The following is a 13,653-nucleotide window of genomic DNA, read 5'->3' as shown; positions in this document are numbered from 1 at the left end:
CTCGCTGCAACTACAAGCGATCATTCTCCGGAAACGCCGCCTTGGGCATGAACTTCGGCCTGGCGAACAGCACAGACAGTTTAGTGGGCTGCGACTCCACCGGGCGATCGGACCGGTACAGCAACGCCTGCTGCGGGGTACTCACCCATTCACTGGCGAAGATCTCACCGAGGCGCGAAACCGGCACGTGCGACCCGTCCTCGAGTCGAACGGTGACGTCCGCCCCGATGACCGACTGGCCGTACACGACCCACCACGATTCGCCTTCCACATCCCCCGGAGTGTGCTGCCCGATACCGATGACTGCACCCTTCTCCATCGGATCGCGCCAGACCGCTTCGCGCCCTTGCGGTCCCACGCAGTAGCTACCATCCTCGCGCACCTGCACGACCAGGCCGGACTCTTCGAGCACCAACTGTTCGACCACCATGCCAAGCCCCTTCCGTTGCCCGAACCTTATCCGCCGGCACGCCCCAGAAGCGGAACAATCGCGGTTCGTGTTGACAAACTGTTGGGTTTTTACAACACTTTGATGCATGAGCCCAGTCCGGCGGGGAGACGCGCTCCCCATCTTCAATCGCATCGGAGTGCTTCGCGCCGAGCGGAAGATGAGCCGGGCACAGCTTGCGCAACTCGTCGACGTGAATCCGCAGACGGTGGGGGCACTCGAACGCGGTGACCACTACCCCAGCCTGGATCTTGCATTCCGAATCTGCTGGGTGTTCGACCTCCCGGTGGAGGCGGTGTTCTCCCGGACAGAGTTCGGGCCGCTGTCGACGGAGGTCTACCGGAATGCACCGTCGACGGAGGTCTACCGGAATGCACCGTCGACGGAGGTCTACCGATCTGACCGCACTACCGAGGGGAGTGAAAAGCCAAGTGCCTGAATCAAATCTGATCGACCGCTACCAGGCCCACCGCACTCGGCGGTTCCTGCAGAACGAGGAGACGTTCCGACATTGGCTCCCGAATTGGCGAACCCGTCGACGTCGGCGCGTACTCGTCGTCGCCCTGGCGGTCCTGTTCACCACGATGGTTGCCGTCAGCACAGCATGCCTGTTCAATCCGCTCTTCGCCGTGGCATGGCCGGTCCTCACCCTGCTGTTCCTGCCGACGTGGTCCTCACTTCAAATCGTGTCGGGCCGGCAAGGGGATGCTCCGCGGCAGGCGTTGGACGAATGGGAGATCCAGCAACGCAACGACGCTCGCTCCGTCGGGCTCAGCGTGACCCAAACGTTGGTCTTCATTGTCGCCATTTTCCTCATTTTCACCTCGTCGGTGCAGTGGAATGTAGAGAGGCTGCCTTACACGGGAGGTTTATTGGCACTGACTGCAATGCTGATCGGCGCGTGCACGCCCGCGATGATTCTCTCGTGGACCAATCCAGACCCGGATCCGATTGATTCGGAAGAGTTCGATCTCTGACCCGTATTACCGAAGCGCACCACTCGACCGATGGGAAGGACCCATGTCAGCCACCCTCACGATCGACGGCATCTCGAAACGCTACGGCGACGTCGTCGCACTCGACAACCTGAGTTTCGAAGTGCGTCCAGGCGAGATCTTCGGATTCGTCGGCAGCAACGGCGCCGGCAAGACGACCACGATGCGCATTGCGCTGGGTGTGCTCGGAGCAGATTCGGGAGAAGTTCGCCTCGGCGGCAAACCTGTCGACCTCGACGTGCGTCGCACTATCGGATACATGCCGGAGGAACGCGGCCTCTACCCCAAGATGAAGGTGGGAGCGCAACTTTCCTATCTGGCCGAGCTACACGGACTCTCGAAGGCCGACGCGCACGCGGCCACTGAGCTGTGGACCGAACGTCTGGGCATCGCCGAACGCGTCAAGGACACCGTCGATTCCCTGTCCCTCGGTAATCAGCAACGTGTGCAGCTCGCAGCGGCGCTGGTTCACGACCCATCGGTACTCGTTCTGGACGAACCGTTTTCGGGCCTTGACCCCGTAGCGGTCGATGTCATGAGTGACGTGTTGGTCGAGAAGGCTCGCACCGGTGTTCCCGTAATCTTCTCCAGCCATCAGCTGGATCTGGTGGAGCGCTTGTGCGATCGCGTGGGCATCATCAGCCGCGGCAGCATGCGAGAGATCGGAACCGTCGACGAGCTACGAGGCAAGGGTGACGGCCGAATCGAAGTCTTCGCCCCTGACGCGCCGGTCGGTTGGGCACACCATCTGATCGGTGTCACCACACTGAGCCACCTCGACGGCCGAACGCTCCTGAGCGTCGACGGCACGGCCGACGATCAGCAGATCCTGCACGCAGCATTGAAAACCGGACCGGTGCACGAGTTCACGCTACGACGTCCGTCACTGACCGATCTGTTCCGAGAGGTAGTAGCCGCATGAGCAACCAGTTGAGCGGAGGTCGAGCCATCGGGTTGGTCGCCCGACGCGAATTCATGACGCAGATCTCGAAGAAGAGTTTTGTGATCAGCAACGTCATCATTCTGGTCGCGATCATCGGCGGCATCATCGCCTTCTCGCTCTTCTCCGGCGGCGACGAGGACAAGTCGAAGATCGGCTTGGTCGGCAACCAATCACTCAGTGCCACGATGGTGTCCATCGGCGACACCCTCGGAAATCCGGTGACGGTAACGGAGGTTTCCGACGACGGCACCGCGCGTGATCAAGTCAAGGACGGCGACCTCGACGTGGCCGTGATCGCTGGATCGGGCGGCGGCGTCACTGTCGTGACCAAGAAGGAAGTAGCCACGAATCTGCGGGCCGTCATCGAGAGTTCCGTTGCACAGCAGGCACAATCGAATGCGCTTTCCGCTGCGGGGATCGACCCGGCTCAGCTCGCCGAAGCCACGTCCACCGCAGTGGTCACCATCGATGCCATCGATCCCCCGGATCCCGAACAGGGCCAACGTATAGCGATGTCGATCGCTGCTGTGGTGCTCCTGTACATGCAGATCCTGTTGTTCGGAACGTACGTGGCGATGGGCGTCGTCGAGGAGAAGTCCAGCCGTGTCGTCGAGTTGCTGCTCTCCACTCTCCGTCCACTGCAGTTGTTGTGGGGCAAGGTTCTCGGAATCGGTGCTGTCGGCCTGATGCAGATGGCCGCTTACGCTGTCGCGGGCGTCGCCACCGGATTGGCGACGGGCGTCCTGACCGTGACGGGCACCGCAATCGGCGTTCTGTTCGGCACTCTCGGGTGGTTCATTCTCGGCTTCCTCTTCTTCGCCGTGCTGTACGCCGCGGCCGGGTCCATGGTCTCGCGACAGGAGGACGTCAACGCCACCGCGATGCCTCTCGCGCTGCTCGTCATGGCAATGGTCAGCGTGGCTTTCGTTTCGGTGAGCAATCCAGAAGGAACCCTGAGCAACGTGTTGAGTTGGATTCCGCCGTTCTCGGCAATCCTCATGCCCCTGCGCATTTCCGCCGGTGTTGCTTCTCCGTTCCAGATCGTGGGAACGATTCTGCTGATGCTGGTGGTGACCGCTGCGCTGTCGATGATCGCGGCAAAGATCTACCAGCGCTCCATCCTTCGCATCGGCAAGGTCGTTTCGTGGAAAGAGGCGTTCGGACGCTGATTTATCCGGCACACAACTGACGCCACACGATCCCGGCAGCACCCCGTCCAGGTAGGTTCATCCTGGACGGGGTGCTGCTTACTTGGAGGACGTTGTGCGAATCTCGGCCGAAGAACTACTCACTGCGGTACTCGATCCCGAGAGCTTCGTCTCCTGGGACTCCCCGCCCGTCGACGTCGGACCTGGCGCGAAATACGCGGAAGACCTGGCGAAGGCCCGCGAGAAGAGCGGAGTTGACGAGTCCGTCGTCACCGGTGTGGGTACGGTTCGGGGCCGTCGGGTCGCGGTAATTGCCTGTGAATTCAGCTTTCTCGCCGGTTCCATCGGAGTCGCCGCGGCCGAGCGGATCGTGACCGCCGTCGAACGTGCTACGGCAGAACAACTCCCGCTGCTCGCCTCGCCCACCTCCGGCGGAACGCGGATGCAGGAGGGCACCGTCGCCTTCGTTCAGATGGTGAAGATCGCTGCGGCAGTGGCTGTTCACAAAGCGGCACACCTGCCCTACCTGGTTTACCTGCGCAATCCCACCACCGGCGGAGTCTTTGCCTCGTGGGGATCCCTCGGCCACATCACCGTCGCGGAACCCGGTGCTCTGGTGGGATTCCTCGGACCCCGTGTCTACGAATCGCTGTACGGCGAAAAGTTTCCCGACGGTATCCAGACGTCCGAAAACTTGTATCGCAACGGCGTGATCGACGGCGTCGTCCCCGTCGACCGCCTCCGTCTGCTGGTCAACCGAGCGTTGTGCGTGCTCACCGATCCCCCGGCCCCGGCGGCCACGGACCCGATTCCCTCACCCGAGATTCCCGATGTTCCCGCCTGGCAGTCGGTGATGCTCTCGCGCCGGGCCGATCGACCCGGCATCCGGCAGTTGCTCCGCCATGCCGCAACTGAACAGGTACCGCTCAGCGGCACCGGGCAGGGTGAAACCGACAAGACGATCTTGCTCTCGCTCGCCCGCTTCCGAGGCTTTCCGTGCATCCTGCTCGGCCAAGACCGCAGTGGCCAATCCGCGCTCACCACGATGGGACCGGCCGCGCTCAGGGAAGCGCGACGGGGCATGAAACTTGCCGAAGAACTACAACTCCCGCTTGTCCTCGTGATCGACACTTTGGGCGCGTCGCTGTCCAAAGAAGCTGAAGAACGTGGACTGGCCCCTGAGATCGCCCGTTGCATCGCCGACCTCGTGACGCTGAAGACCCCGACAGTGTCGGTGTTGCTCGGCCAGGGAACAGGCGGCGGGGCGCTCGCGCTGCTGCCCGCCGATCGGGTACTCGCGGCACAGAACGGGTGGCTCGCTCCCCTGCCGCCGGAAGGCGCAAGCGCGATCGTCCATCGCGACATCAGTCACGCACCGGAGATGGCGGCAGCGCAGGGCATTCGTTCGTTGGATCTGCTTCGAGACGGCGTGATCGACGCGATCATTCCCGAAACGCCTGACGCGGCCGACGAACCCGTGGAATTCTCCAAGAGGGTAGGGGCTGCGATAGCGCACGAACTCTTCGTGCTTGCCGAAGAGTCGGACACCGATCGCCAGTCCTCCCGTATCGCGCGCTATCGAAACCTGGGAGTTCCGCAATGACGACGAAGGACCGGAATGCGCTGACGCTGCCGCACAGTTACGACCGCGCGGCACTCGCTCGTTTCGAATTGTTCCTGTTCGCGGGCATCGCCACCGTGCTGATCACCCGCGCTTATCTGGCGGCAACGGGCTATCCCCAGATCGGGGGCGGCGCCCTCCACATCGCACACGTTCTCTGGGGCGGATTGCTGATGGCCGTAGCCATCGTGGCGACCGCCATCACCGAAGGCTCTCGCACGCGTGACCTGGCCACGCTCGTCGGCGGAATCGGGTTCGGTCTCTTCATTGACGAGGTCGGAAAATTCGTCACCGCCGACGTCGATTACTTCTACCAGCCTGCCATCGCGATCATGTACGTCGTCTTCGTTCTCTTCTATCTTGCCGCGCGCGAGGTGGTGATTCGGCGCGGAATGAATGATCGTCATCGGCTCGCCATCGGGGCGCGAGCGCTCTCGGACCTCGCTCTCGGTCAGCTCGACGAGATCCAGTACAACCACGCCCTCCGCGTACTCGACGGCGTCGAAGACCGCAGCCTCACCGACCTCGTCGATTCGATCAAAGCCGGCCTGCATTCACAGACTCCGCCGACCGGCGGTATCGAATCGAAGATCACTCGTGGCCGCAACGCGTTCTTCCACCGTGCCGAGGAACTGCTCCGGCACCGGGTCGTCCGCCGACTGGTACTGACCCTGTTCGTACTGCAGGCTCTTCTGGCGATTGTCCAGGTGATCTACGCGTTGGTTTCCGAGAACGTCGTCGAGGCCGACGACGTCTCCGACCTGGTGGTCCAGATCTCCACCGTCGCAACCGGAGTTCTTGTGGTTCTGGGAGTGTGGTTCCTCTTCCGCGGTCCGTACCTGCGAGCCCTGAAACTCCTGCGTGCATCCCTCATCGTGAGTCTCCTGGTGACGCAGGTCTATCTGTTCACGCAGGACCAGTTCGGCGCGCTTTTCGGTTTCGCAGTGTCACTGTTCATGCTCGCGACACTTCGCATCGCGATTCGAAGCGAAGAGGCCGCCGCGGCTCTACCGCAGTAATCCCCTACCGCAGCGATTCTCTACCGCACTGAGATCGCAGGCCGACTCGGTAGATCGCGGATTCCGCGGAGGGGGCTGAAGAGCAAGACCAATCCGCACGGCGCGATCAGGCAGGCCATGATCCACATCGTCCCGCGCGGTCCCACTGCGTCGCCGAGATAGCCTGCCGTCAGAGCACCGAGCGGAATGCTGCTGTGCAGCAGGAACATACTCGTTGCCACCACTCGTCCGAGGCGGTCCGGCGGACAGTAACTTTGACGGAAACTGCCGAGCACCACGTTGCACGACACGACGCCCGCAACCGTCACCATGCCGCCGATGCAGAACCAGAACAGGCCGGCACCGTACGTCGTCAGAGGTGCTAACAGGATGAACGGTCCCGTCACCAACTGACAGATGAGGACGCTTCGGGCAGTGCCGAATCTGCGGCCGAGCGGGCGCGCGATCATCGATCCGACAATTCCGCCCACCCCGGCAATCGCCAGGAGAAGCCCGAGTCCGAACTCCCCCACGCCAACCGTCTTTTCCAGGAACACGATCTGGATCGTGGAGTACCCGGTGAGACCGAAATTGAGCAGAGTGCCGTAGACGACGATCGACCGCAGATACGGATCACCGGCGACGAATCGCAGTCCGAGCGCAATCTGCCGTCGCAACGGTTCTCGCTGATTCTGTCCGCGATGGACGGTCTCCTGCACACGAATCAGCCAGATGCATACGAAGCAGAAGGCGAACGTGAACGCGTCGACAACCAGACCGGCCGCGAGCCCGACAGTTGCAACCACCAGCCCACCGACGCTTGGGCCGATCACCCGAGTTGCGGCCTCGGCGCCCTGAATCTTCGAGTTCCCTTCGACAAGATCCGCTTCGGCGAGCACCGTGGGGAGATACGAGTGATAGGCCGCCTGGAAGAAGACGGTGGCTGTACCGGTGAGCAGCGCGACCAGGAGCAGGTGGCCGTATGTCATCGCCTCCAGGAAGCCGGCGATCGCGAGGCTCGCGAAGAACAGCGCGCACGCAGCGTTCGCGATCATCATGATCGGGCGCCGAGGCAGCCGGTCGATCCAGGCACCGGCTGGTAGTCCGACGATCAACCACGGCAACCACACTGCTGATGCCAGCACACCGATCTGAAAGCTACTCGCGTCCAGTTCGCGAAGCGCGATCAGCGGCAGTACGACGGTCGTGACACCGTTTCCGATACCGCTGACTGCGTCGCCGGTCCACAGAAGTCGGAAGTCACGCAGAGCGAGGACTCCCCAGAAGCCTGCGCGTTGCGCTGCACCTGTCACATCGATCCCCCATTTCAGTCCCTGGCCTATCCCACCCCTGCGCGCCACTGGCCGACGGGACAGGCCCGCCCGGCGCAAAGGGACGGTACCCGCACCGCTACTGAGGCGCACCGCACTGACGGTGACCTAAGGTGTTTCAGGTCACCGGTAAGCGAAGTTCACGAGAGGACACACGTCGATGAGCTCTTCCGAGCAGGCGTCCCACACCACGTATGCCGACGCATATCGCGAGAGCATGGATCAGCCGGAGAAGTTCTGGCTCGACGCTGCGCGGGCCGTCGACTGGGATGTCGCCCCCACCAAGGCTCTCGACGACTCTGCCGCGCCGATCTATCGCTGGTTCCCGGATGCTTCGCTCAACACCAGCTTCAATGCCCTCGATCGGCACGTCCGCGACGGCCGCGGCGATCAGACCGCGTTGATCTTCGACTCCGCGATGGTCCCCACCAAAGCCACTTACACCTACGCCGAATTGCTCGAGCAGGTCTCACTCTTCGCCGGCGTCTTGAAAGATCAGGGTGTGGTGGCGGGCGACCGCGTGATCATCTACATGCCGATGATCCCCGAGGCTGCGATCGCGATGCTCGCGTGTGCGCGAATCGGCGCGGTGCATTCGGTGGTGTTCGGCGGCTTTGCGGCCAAGGAGCTCGCAACGCGAATCGACGACGCCGGTCCAGTGGTGCTCGTGACGGCGTCCGGCGGCCTCGAACCCGGACGAACAATCGAGTACCTGCCGATGGTCGAGAAGGCTCTGCAACTGTCCGCCACTCCCGCGCACACCGTGATCGTGAAGAATCGCGAGCAGATTCCCGGTGCAGCTTCCGACTACAAGTCAAGTGCCGCAGCCTGGTTCGACTGGGACGAGCTGATCGCCGACGCCACCCCGGCCGACCCGGTGTCGGTCGCCGCGACGGATCCGCTCTACATCCTCTACACCTCGGGAACGACCGGTAAGCCCAAGGGCGTCGTCCGGGACAACGGTGGCCATGCCGTTGCGCTGACGTGGACCATGAAGAATCTGTACGACATCAGCCCAGGACAGGTGTGGTGGACCGCCTCCGACGTCGGCTGGGTGGTCGGCCACTCCTACATCGTCTACGGACCGTTGCTCGCCGGAGCCACGACGGTCATGTACGAAGGCAAGCCCGTCGGCACCCCCGACGCCGGTGCGTTCTGGCGCATCATTTCCGAATACAACGTGTCGGCACTCTTCACCGCTCCGACAGCGATCCGCGCGGTCCGCAAGGCCGACCCGGACGCAAAAGAGCTTGCCAAGTACGACATCTCGTCGCTCGACACACTGTTCGCGGCCGGCGAGCGCTTGGATCCCGACACCTACGAGTGGGCTACTCGGATTCTCGATCGCCCGGTGGTCGATCACTGGTGGCAGACCGAAACCGGTTGGGCCATCTGCGCGAACCTGCGCGGCCTCGAACCGATGGAGATCAAAGCGGGCTCACCCACCGTCGCCTGCCCCGGATACCGCGTCGAAATCGTCGACGGCAAGGGCGAACTCGTGGGTCCGGGCACCGAGGGCAACATCGTGATCGGCCTGCCGCTTCCTCCCGGAACACTCGCCGGACTGTGGCGTGACGAGGACCGGTACGTGAAGTCCTACCTGTCGACTTTCGAAGGGTATTACCTCACCGGCGACTCCGGGTACATCGACGAGGACAACTACGTCTTCGTGCTCGGACGAAGTGACGACGTGATCAACGTTGCCGGACATCGCCTTTCGACCGGAAGCATGGAGGCCGTCGTCGCCGGCCACCCGGCTGTCGCCGAATGCGCGGTCATCGGCATTCACGACGAACTCAAGGGGCAACGGCCGAGCGGTTACGTCGTGCTCAAGTCCGGCGTCGACATCGATCCCGAAACACTCCGACAGGAACTGGTCGCGCGGGTGCGAGACCAGATCGGTGCCGTCGCCACGTTCCGGGACGTCACCGTCGTCGCCGCACTACCGAAGACTCGTTCCGGCAAGATCCTCCGCAAGACCATGCGGCAGATCGCCGACAACGAGGAGTACACGGTCCCGTCGACCATCGAGGACGCGAGCGTATTGGACGAGTTGTCCAAACTCCTTCGCGGATAAGGATTCAGCGAATTCCCCTGTTTGTCTGCCTCCGGACGTAGCAGTATGAACACGTTCCAGTTTCGGCGATTCACACGGGCAGGGGAAGTTCGATGGGCAATTTGGACGGTCAGGTCGCATTCATCACCGGAGCGGCGCGTGGTCAAGGGCGCGCGCATGCCGTCAAGCTCGCGTCCGAGGGCGCGGACATCATCGCGGTGGATCTCTGCGCGCCGGTCGCAACGGCGGGGTACGACATGGCCACCGAAGCCGACCTCGCCCAGACCGTCGCCCTGGTCGAAGCTCAGGGCCGGCGTATCGTCGCATCCGTCGCGGACACTCGCGACCTCGATGCCCTGAAATCAGCGGTCGACGCCGGAGTCGAGAAACTCGGCCGACTGGACATCGTGATCGCCAACGCGGGAATCGCGGCGTCGGCGAAATTGTCCTGGGACCTGAGCGCCGAAGAGTTCCGCGAGCTGATCGATATCAACGTCACCGGCGTCTGGTTGACGACCAAGGTGTCGATTCCGCACATCATGAACGGCAATCGAGGTGGATCCATCGTGTTGATCAGCTCGATGGCCGGGCTTCGAGGCGTGCCGGGGATTGCACATTACTCGGCGTCCAAGCACGCCGTTCGGGGGTTGGCGAAGTCTCTGGCCAACGAACTCGGCTGGGCAGACATCCGAGTCAACTCCGTACACCCGGGCAATGTGCGAACGACGATGATCGACAACGAACCGATGGTTCGTGCGTTCCGTCCAGACTTGGAGAATCCTGTCCTCGCCGATACCGCTCCGATCATGTCGAAGCTGAATCTGCTGCCCCACCCGTGGGTCGACCCCGAAGTGATTGCGGATGCGGTGTTCTATCTGGTGGGGCCGGCCGGGCGCGGGATCACCGGCATCGCGTTGCCGATCGATCTCGGCACCTCGGAAAAATTCGCCGGCGGCTGAAGGCCCGAACTGATGCAGAATTGCCTCTGCCGGATGGGTCTCGAGCACCATCCGGCAGAGGCAATTCCGGCTTGATCAAGCCTTCGTAGCAACAGAACAAGTAGTCGACAACCTCATAGGCGCTCCTCGTCTGGTGTGGGAAAAACCGTTGTGGGATGCGCAACAAACCCAAGACCCAGCGTAGAAGCATTTGGCCGCAAACGCGCGTCATTCGGCACTATTTTTTTGGATTCGGGCATACTGGACAACGCTCCCACCACGTATTATGGACCCGAGTTCACACTTACAGGGGGTAGGCACAGTGACGGTCAGATACGCTGTAATGGACCCGATTCACGGAAAAGTCGAGATCTCGTTCGATGTCGACACGGGGGTCGTCGACGTCCGAAACGGCAACTCACACGCTCTGTTGACGCGTCGAGTCGATGCCCCGCGCCGTGAAGGCACACCCATCGGAACGCGCGCCGCCGCCGACTTGTTCTTCACTGTCGGTGGCGACGAAGTCGAACTCACTGTCGGCAAAGGGTTTCTGTCCCGTCGCTCGTACTCTGTCTCGGCACTTTTCGACGGCGTGAGTTTGAACTTCGCCCCAGTCGACGACGCGAACAGTGCATTCACCCGCGACGGAGTGCGGATCGGGCACTTCTCCAAGAACGAGGAATCCGATCCCAGACAGACCGACGCAGTCTGGTCGAGCACGCCGAGCACCGACGAACTTGTCATCGGTTACGCCCTGGCCGAAGCCTTCGATTGCGGAGCACTCAACGGGGCTTTTGCGTTGATCGAATCACTGGTGCTCGGCGGCGGATAGAGACCACTCAAAGCAGGTGGATTACGAGCAGAACAACGGCAATAGCTGGGAAAAGCATCTGTACGACGGCTGCGCGGGCTTTGTCGGGAGACGAGAGAATCAGCACCAATCCCGCGGCAACCATCGATCCTGTGCCTGCCAGTACGAGGGCAATTCCGACCGACGCGGAGCCGGTCGCCGCAATCACGATGCCGACCGCCGACACGATCGCCAAGAAAAGGTTGTAAAAGCCCTGGTTGAAGGCGAGCGGCTGCGTGGTGATCGCCTCTTCCTCGGACTTCACGCCGAACGTGGCGCGGGTCTTCGGGGCCGTCCAGAGAATCGATTCGAGGACAAAAATGTATACGTGCACTGCTGCGGCCAGTCCCGCGAAGATGTAGCCGGCGACGTTCATCGTTGAGCTCCTGTTGCTTCGAGTGAATTCTGTATCGTTCGGTCCAATATATACTGGACCGAACGATATAAAAAGAGCGAGGCTTTGATGGGCAGATCACAAGAATTCGACACAACAGCCGTGGTCGCTGCCGCTTTGGACGTTTTCTGGGCACGCGGATACGAAGGCGCCTCACTCGGCGACCTCGAATCCGCGACGGGGCTGAGTCGGTCAAGTCTCTACAACTCGTTCACCAACAAGCGCGGATTGTTCGACGCCGCCGTGCAGCTGTACCTCGACCACGTCATCCGGCCACGTCTGCGCAGCCTCACGACAAATCCCGGGGCAGACGCAGTCGACGACTACCTTTCCTCGCTTGCGCACGCGATCGGCACCATGACCGCCGACTCGCCTCGGCGCGGTTGCCTACTTCTCAATACGGCTGCCGGACTCGGCGCGCACGACGATGCGGCGGCCGCAGTGATCCGCGCGTACCGCCGAGAACTCGCCGACGCGATCAACAGTGGATTACACGCCGCGTTTCCAACCGAGACAGACGCCACGCTCTCAGATCGCACTCGAATCCTTCTCTCCTGCACGGTAAGTGCATTGGTACTCGCACGAGTTGACACCGAAGAGGCCATCGCAACTCTGGAATCTGCGCGCCGACTGAACGCAGAGTGGCAGGGATAATGACCGGAAAGCTCACGCCATTGCCCGCCATCAGGCGGGTAGGCGATGATGCTTCACGTGCCCAAGTTGACCACGCCCGCTATCGCCGCTGGATATCTCCGGGGAATGGACCAACCCTCGATCCACGTCGGGACTTTCGCGATTCTCCGACCCTGGACCCGCGACGACGCACCGGCCGTCATGGAAGCCTTTCGCGATCCGTCGATTCAGCGTTGGCACATCCGCCGCGCCGACTCGATCGACGAAGCACGGGGTTGGCTCACCCAGTGGAGAGACGGGTGGGCAAGCGAATCCGAATGCCATTGGGCGATCGCCGCTCCCGAGACAAATGAACTCCTCGGTCGAATCGCAGCAAAGGGGGTGAATTTGTGGGACGGCACTGCCGAGCTCGCGTATTGGGTGACCCCAGCGGCGCGCGGCCGCGGACTGTGCACCCAGTCTGTAACCGCACTGTCCGAGTGGGCATTCCGCGAAGCGGGGTTTCATCGACTGGAAGTCGAGCACTCGATCCACAACCCACGATCGTGCCGAGTCGCCACCAAAGCAGGGTTCAGCGAAGAAGGTGTTCGACGAAGCTCCGCCAGGCACGCCGACGGCTGGCACGACATGCACGTCCACGCCCGACTACGTAGCGATCAGCCTTCGGCAACGACTCGCGCCGCGAGGGCAAGCGTCTGATCCACCAATTCCGCAACTCGCTGCGGCACGACCGGTTCGAGGTCGAACAGAATTCGGTAGATGATCGGCGCCACTACATGGTCGACCACCGAATCACCATCCACGCCGGCAGCTTCCGGCCAACGCGCGAGGATCACGTCGATCTGCGTCCGACAGAAGAAGGCACACTTGAACTTCTTCGTACCGTCCGGTGCATGCGTCTGATCGTCGCTCATCAACACGTCACGCAACGAAGCACGACCGACAGGCGCAGACATCTCCTCGAGGTACTCCTGCGCCCAAATCGTCAGATCCCCTCGGAGCGAGCCCGTTTCACGCGGGTCGGCGTCCGGGCGCAATCTCTCGATCGAGACGTCGGCAAAGACTTCGTTGATGTCACCCCACCGCCGATAGATGGTCGACGGGGTCACTCCCGCATCGGTCGCGATCATCGGCACCGTGATCTCGGCTCGATCACGCTGTTCCAACAACTTGCGCGCCGACGCATGCACGGCCTGTTGGATGCGCGCACTACGGCCACCGGGGCGCGGACCTGCGGACGGACTCATAAATCCAATACTAACGCAAAGATGTTGCATTAGGCTACGGCCAGGCGTAGC

The 13,653-nt window shown here is 62.3% G+C and carries 15 protein-coding genes; 11 read left to right on the top strand and 4 right to left on the bottom strand.

Going from position 1 to position 13,653, the window contains the following annotated elements; genetic code table 11:
- Positions 1-10 precede the first annotated feature (10 nt).
- On the bottom strand, positions 11-430 hold the full coding sequence (locus ABH939_RS03885; RefSeq protein WP_064687576.1) for a hypothetical protein: 420 nt from the start codon (positions 428-430) through the stop codon (positions 11-13).
- A 106-nt stretch (positions 431-536) separates the two neighbouring features.
- Between ABH939_RS03885 and ABH939_RS03880 the strand changes: the two genes are divergently transcribed.
- The 6 genes from ABH939_RS03880 (at position 537) to ABH939_RS03855 (ending at position 6,174) form a co-directional block, all read left to right on the top strand.
- Positions 537-887 carry a helix-turn-helix transcriptional regulator gene (locus ABH939_RS03880; RefSeq protein WP_042952669.1) on the top strand — a complete coding sequence of 117 codons (351 nt, stop codon included), beginning with the start codon at positions 537-539 and terminating at the stop codon, positions 885-887.
- Entirely contained in the window at positions 880-1,425 is a 546-nt protein-coding gene (locus ABH939_RS03875) for a hypothetical protein (protein ID WP_003939943.1), read from the top strand. The genes ABH939_RS03880 and ABH939_RS03875 overlap by 8 nt, the downstream gene beginning before the upstream one ends.
- 43 nt (positions 1,426-1,468) lie before the next feature.
- Entirely contained in the window at positions 1,469-2,365 is an 897-nt protein-coding gene (locus ABH939_RS03870; protein WP_064687578.1) for an ABC transporter ATP-binding protein, read from the top strand.
- On the top strand, positions 2,362-3,555 hold the full coding sequence (locus ABH939_RS03865; protein WP_007733417.1) for an ABC transporter permease: 1,194 nt from the start codon (positions 2,362-2,364) through the stop codon (positions 3,553-3,555). Before ABH939_RS03870 ends, ABH939_RS03865 begins: the two co-directional genes overlap by 4 nt.
- Before the next feature lie 94 nt (positions 3,556-3,649).
- A complete protein-coding gene (locus ABH939_RS03860) occupies positions 3,650-5,137 on the top strand; it encodes a carboxyl transferase domain-containing protein (protein WP_003940141.1) in 1,488 nt (495 codons plus the stop codon).
- Complete coding sequence (locus tag ABH939_RS03855) at positions 5,134-6,174, top strand: hypothetical protein (RefSeq protein WP_151098116.1); 1,041 nt, start codon at positions 5,134-5,136, stop codon at positions 6,172-6,174. Before ABH939_RS03860 ends, ABH939_RS03855 begins: the two co-directional genes overlap by 4 nt.
- Before the next feature lie 20 nt (positions 6,175-6,194).
- Here the strand turns inward: ABH939_RS03855 and ABH939_RS03850 are convergent, their stop codons facing one another.
- On the bottom strand, positions 6,195-7,466 hold the full coding sequence (locus ABH939_RS03850) for an MFS transporter (RefSeq protein WP_151098117.1): 1,272 nt from the start codon (positions 7,464-7,466) through the stop codon (positions 6,195-6,197).
- 178 nt (positions 7,467-7,644) lie between these two features.
- Between ABH939_RS03850 and ABH939_RS03845 the strand changes: the two genes are divergently transcribed.
- The 3 genes from ABH939_RS03845 to ABH939_RS03835 all read left to right on the top strand — a co-directional run bounded on the left by ABH939_RS03845 (position 7,645) and on the right by ABH939_RS03835 (position 11,310).
- On the top strand, positions 7,645-9,561 hold the full coding sequence (locus ABH939_RS03845) for a propionyl-CoA synthetase (protein WP_003940009.1): 1,917 nt from the start codon (positions 7,645-7,647) through the stop codon (positions 9,559-9,561).
- A gap of 92 nt (positions 9,562-9,653) precedes the next feature.
- On the top strand, positions 9,654-10,499 hold the full coding sequence (locus tag ABH939_RS03840) for a mycofactocin-coupled SDR family oxidoreductase (RefSeq protein WP_007733421.1): 846 nt from the start codon (positions 9,654-9,656) through the stop codon (positions 10,497-10,499).
- Between the two features lie 322 nt (positions 10,500-10,821).
- Positions 10,822-11,310: a hypothetical protein gene (locus ABH939_RS03835; RefSeq protein ID WP_234551932.1), complete on the top strand. Its 489-nt coding sequence runs from the start codon at positions 10,822-10,824 to the stop codon at positions 11,308-11,310.
- A 7-nt stretch (positions 11,311-11,317) separates the two neighbouring features.
- Here the strand turns inward: ABH939_RS03835 and ABH939_RS03830 are convergent, their stop codons facing one another.
- The gene (locus tag ABH939_RS03830; protein ID WP_003939752.1) at positions 11,318-11,704 is read right to left on the bottom strand and encodes a DUF1304 domain-containing protein; all 387 of its coding nucleotides are present in this window, start codon (positions 11,702-11,704) and stop codon (positions 11,318-11,320) included.
- Between the two features lie 87 nt (positions 11,705-11,791).
- On the opposite strand from ABH939_RS03830, the gene ABH939_RS03825 reads away from it, so the two are divergent.
- Both ABH939_RS03825 and ABH939_RS03820 read left to right on the top strand, forming a co-directional pair.
- Positions 11,792-12,376, top strand: coding sequence for a TetR/AcrR family transcriptional regulator (locus tag ABH939_RS03825; protein WP_007733423.1), 585 nt, complete (start codon positions 11,792-11,794; stop codon positions 12,374-12,376).
- 57 nt (positions 12,377-12,433) lie between these two features.
- Complete coding sequence (locus ABH939_RS03820) at positions 12,434-13,054, top strand: GNAT family N-acetyltransferase (RefSeq protein WP_404649344.1); 621 nt, start codon at positions 12,434-12,436, stop codon at positions 13,052-13,054.
- On the opposite strand, the gene ABH939_RS03815 is transcribed toward ABH939_RS03820, so the two are convergent.
- Positions 13,012-13,602, bottom strand: coding sequence for a TetR/AcrR family transcriptional regulator (locus tag ABH939_RS03815; RefSeq protein WP_007733425.1), 591 nt, complete (start codon positions 13,600-13,602; stop codon positions 13,012-13,014). The genes ABH939_RS03820 and ABH939_RS03815 overlap by 43 nt on opposite strands.
- Positions 13,603-13,653 lie beyond the last annotated feature (51 nt).

Source organism: Rhodococcus sp. 27YEA6, assembly GCF_044908235.1.
Lineage (GTDB): Bacteria > Actinomycetota > Actinomycetes > Mycobacteriales > Mycobacteriaceae > Rhodococcus_F > Rhodococcus_F qingshengii.
This window is presented reverse-complemented; position numbering and strand designations above follow the sequence as displayed.

Coding starts and splice junctions, on each gene's coding strand:
- ABH939_RS03885 (WP_064687576.1), bottom strand. CDS start 430: ATGGTGGTCGAACAGTTGGTGCTCGAAGAGTCCGGCCTGGTCGTGCAG.
- ABH939_RS03880 (WP_042952669.1), top strand. CDS start 537: ATGAGCCCAGTCCGGCGGGGAGACGCGCTCCCCATCTTCAATCGCATC.
- ABH939_RS03870 (WP_064687578.1), top strand. CDS start 1,469: ATGTCAGCCACCCTCACGATCGACGGCATCTCGAAACGCTACGGCGAC.
- ABH939_RS03865 (WP_007733417.1), top strand. CDS start 2,362: ATGAGCAACCAGTTGAGCGGAGGTCGAGCCATCGGGTTGGTCGCCCGA.
- ABH939_RS03855 (WP_151098116.1), top strand. CDS start 5,134: ATGACGACGAAGGACCGGAATGCGCTGACGCTGCCGCACAGTTACGAC.
- ABH939_RS03845 (WP_003940009.1), top strand. CDS start 7,645: ATGAGCTCTTCCGAGCAGGCGTCCCACACCACGTATGCCGACGCATAT.
- ABH939_RS03840 (WP_007733421.1), top strand. CDS start 9,654: ATGGGCAATTTGGACGGTCAGGTCGCATTCATCACCGGAGCGGCGCGT.
- ABH939_RS03835 (WP_234551932.1), top strand. CDS start 10,822: ATGGACCCGATTCACGGAAAAGTCGAGATCTCGTTCGATGTCGACACG.
- ABH939_RS03830 (WP_003939752.1), bottom strand. CDS start 11,704: ATGAACGTCGCCGGCTACATCTTCGCGGGACTGGCCGCAGCAGTGCAC.
- ABH939_RS03825 (WP_007733423.1), top strand. CDS start 11,792: ATGGGCAGATCACAAGAATTCGACACAACAGCCGTGGTCGCTGCCGCT.
- ABH939_RS03815 (WP_007733425.1), bottom strand. CDS start 13,602: ATGAGTCCGTCCGCAGGTCCGCGCCCCGGTGGCCGTAGTGCGCGCATC.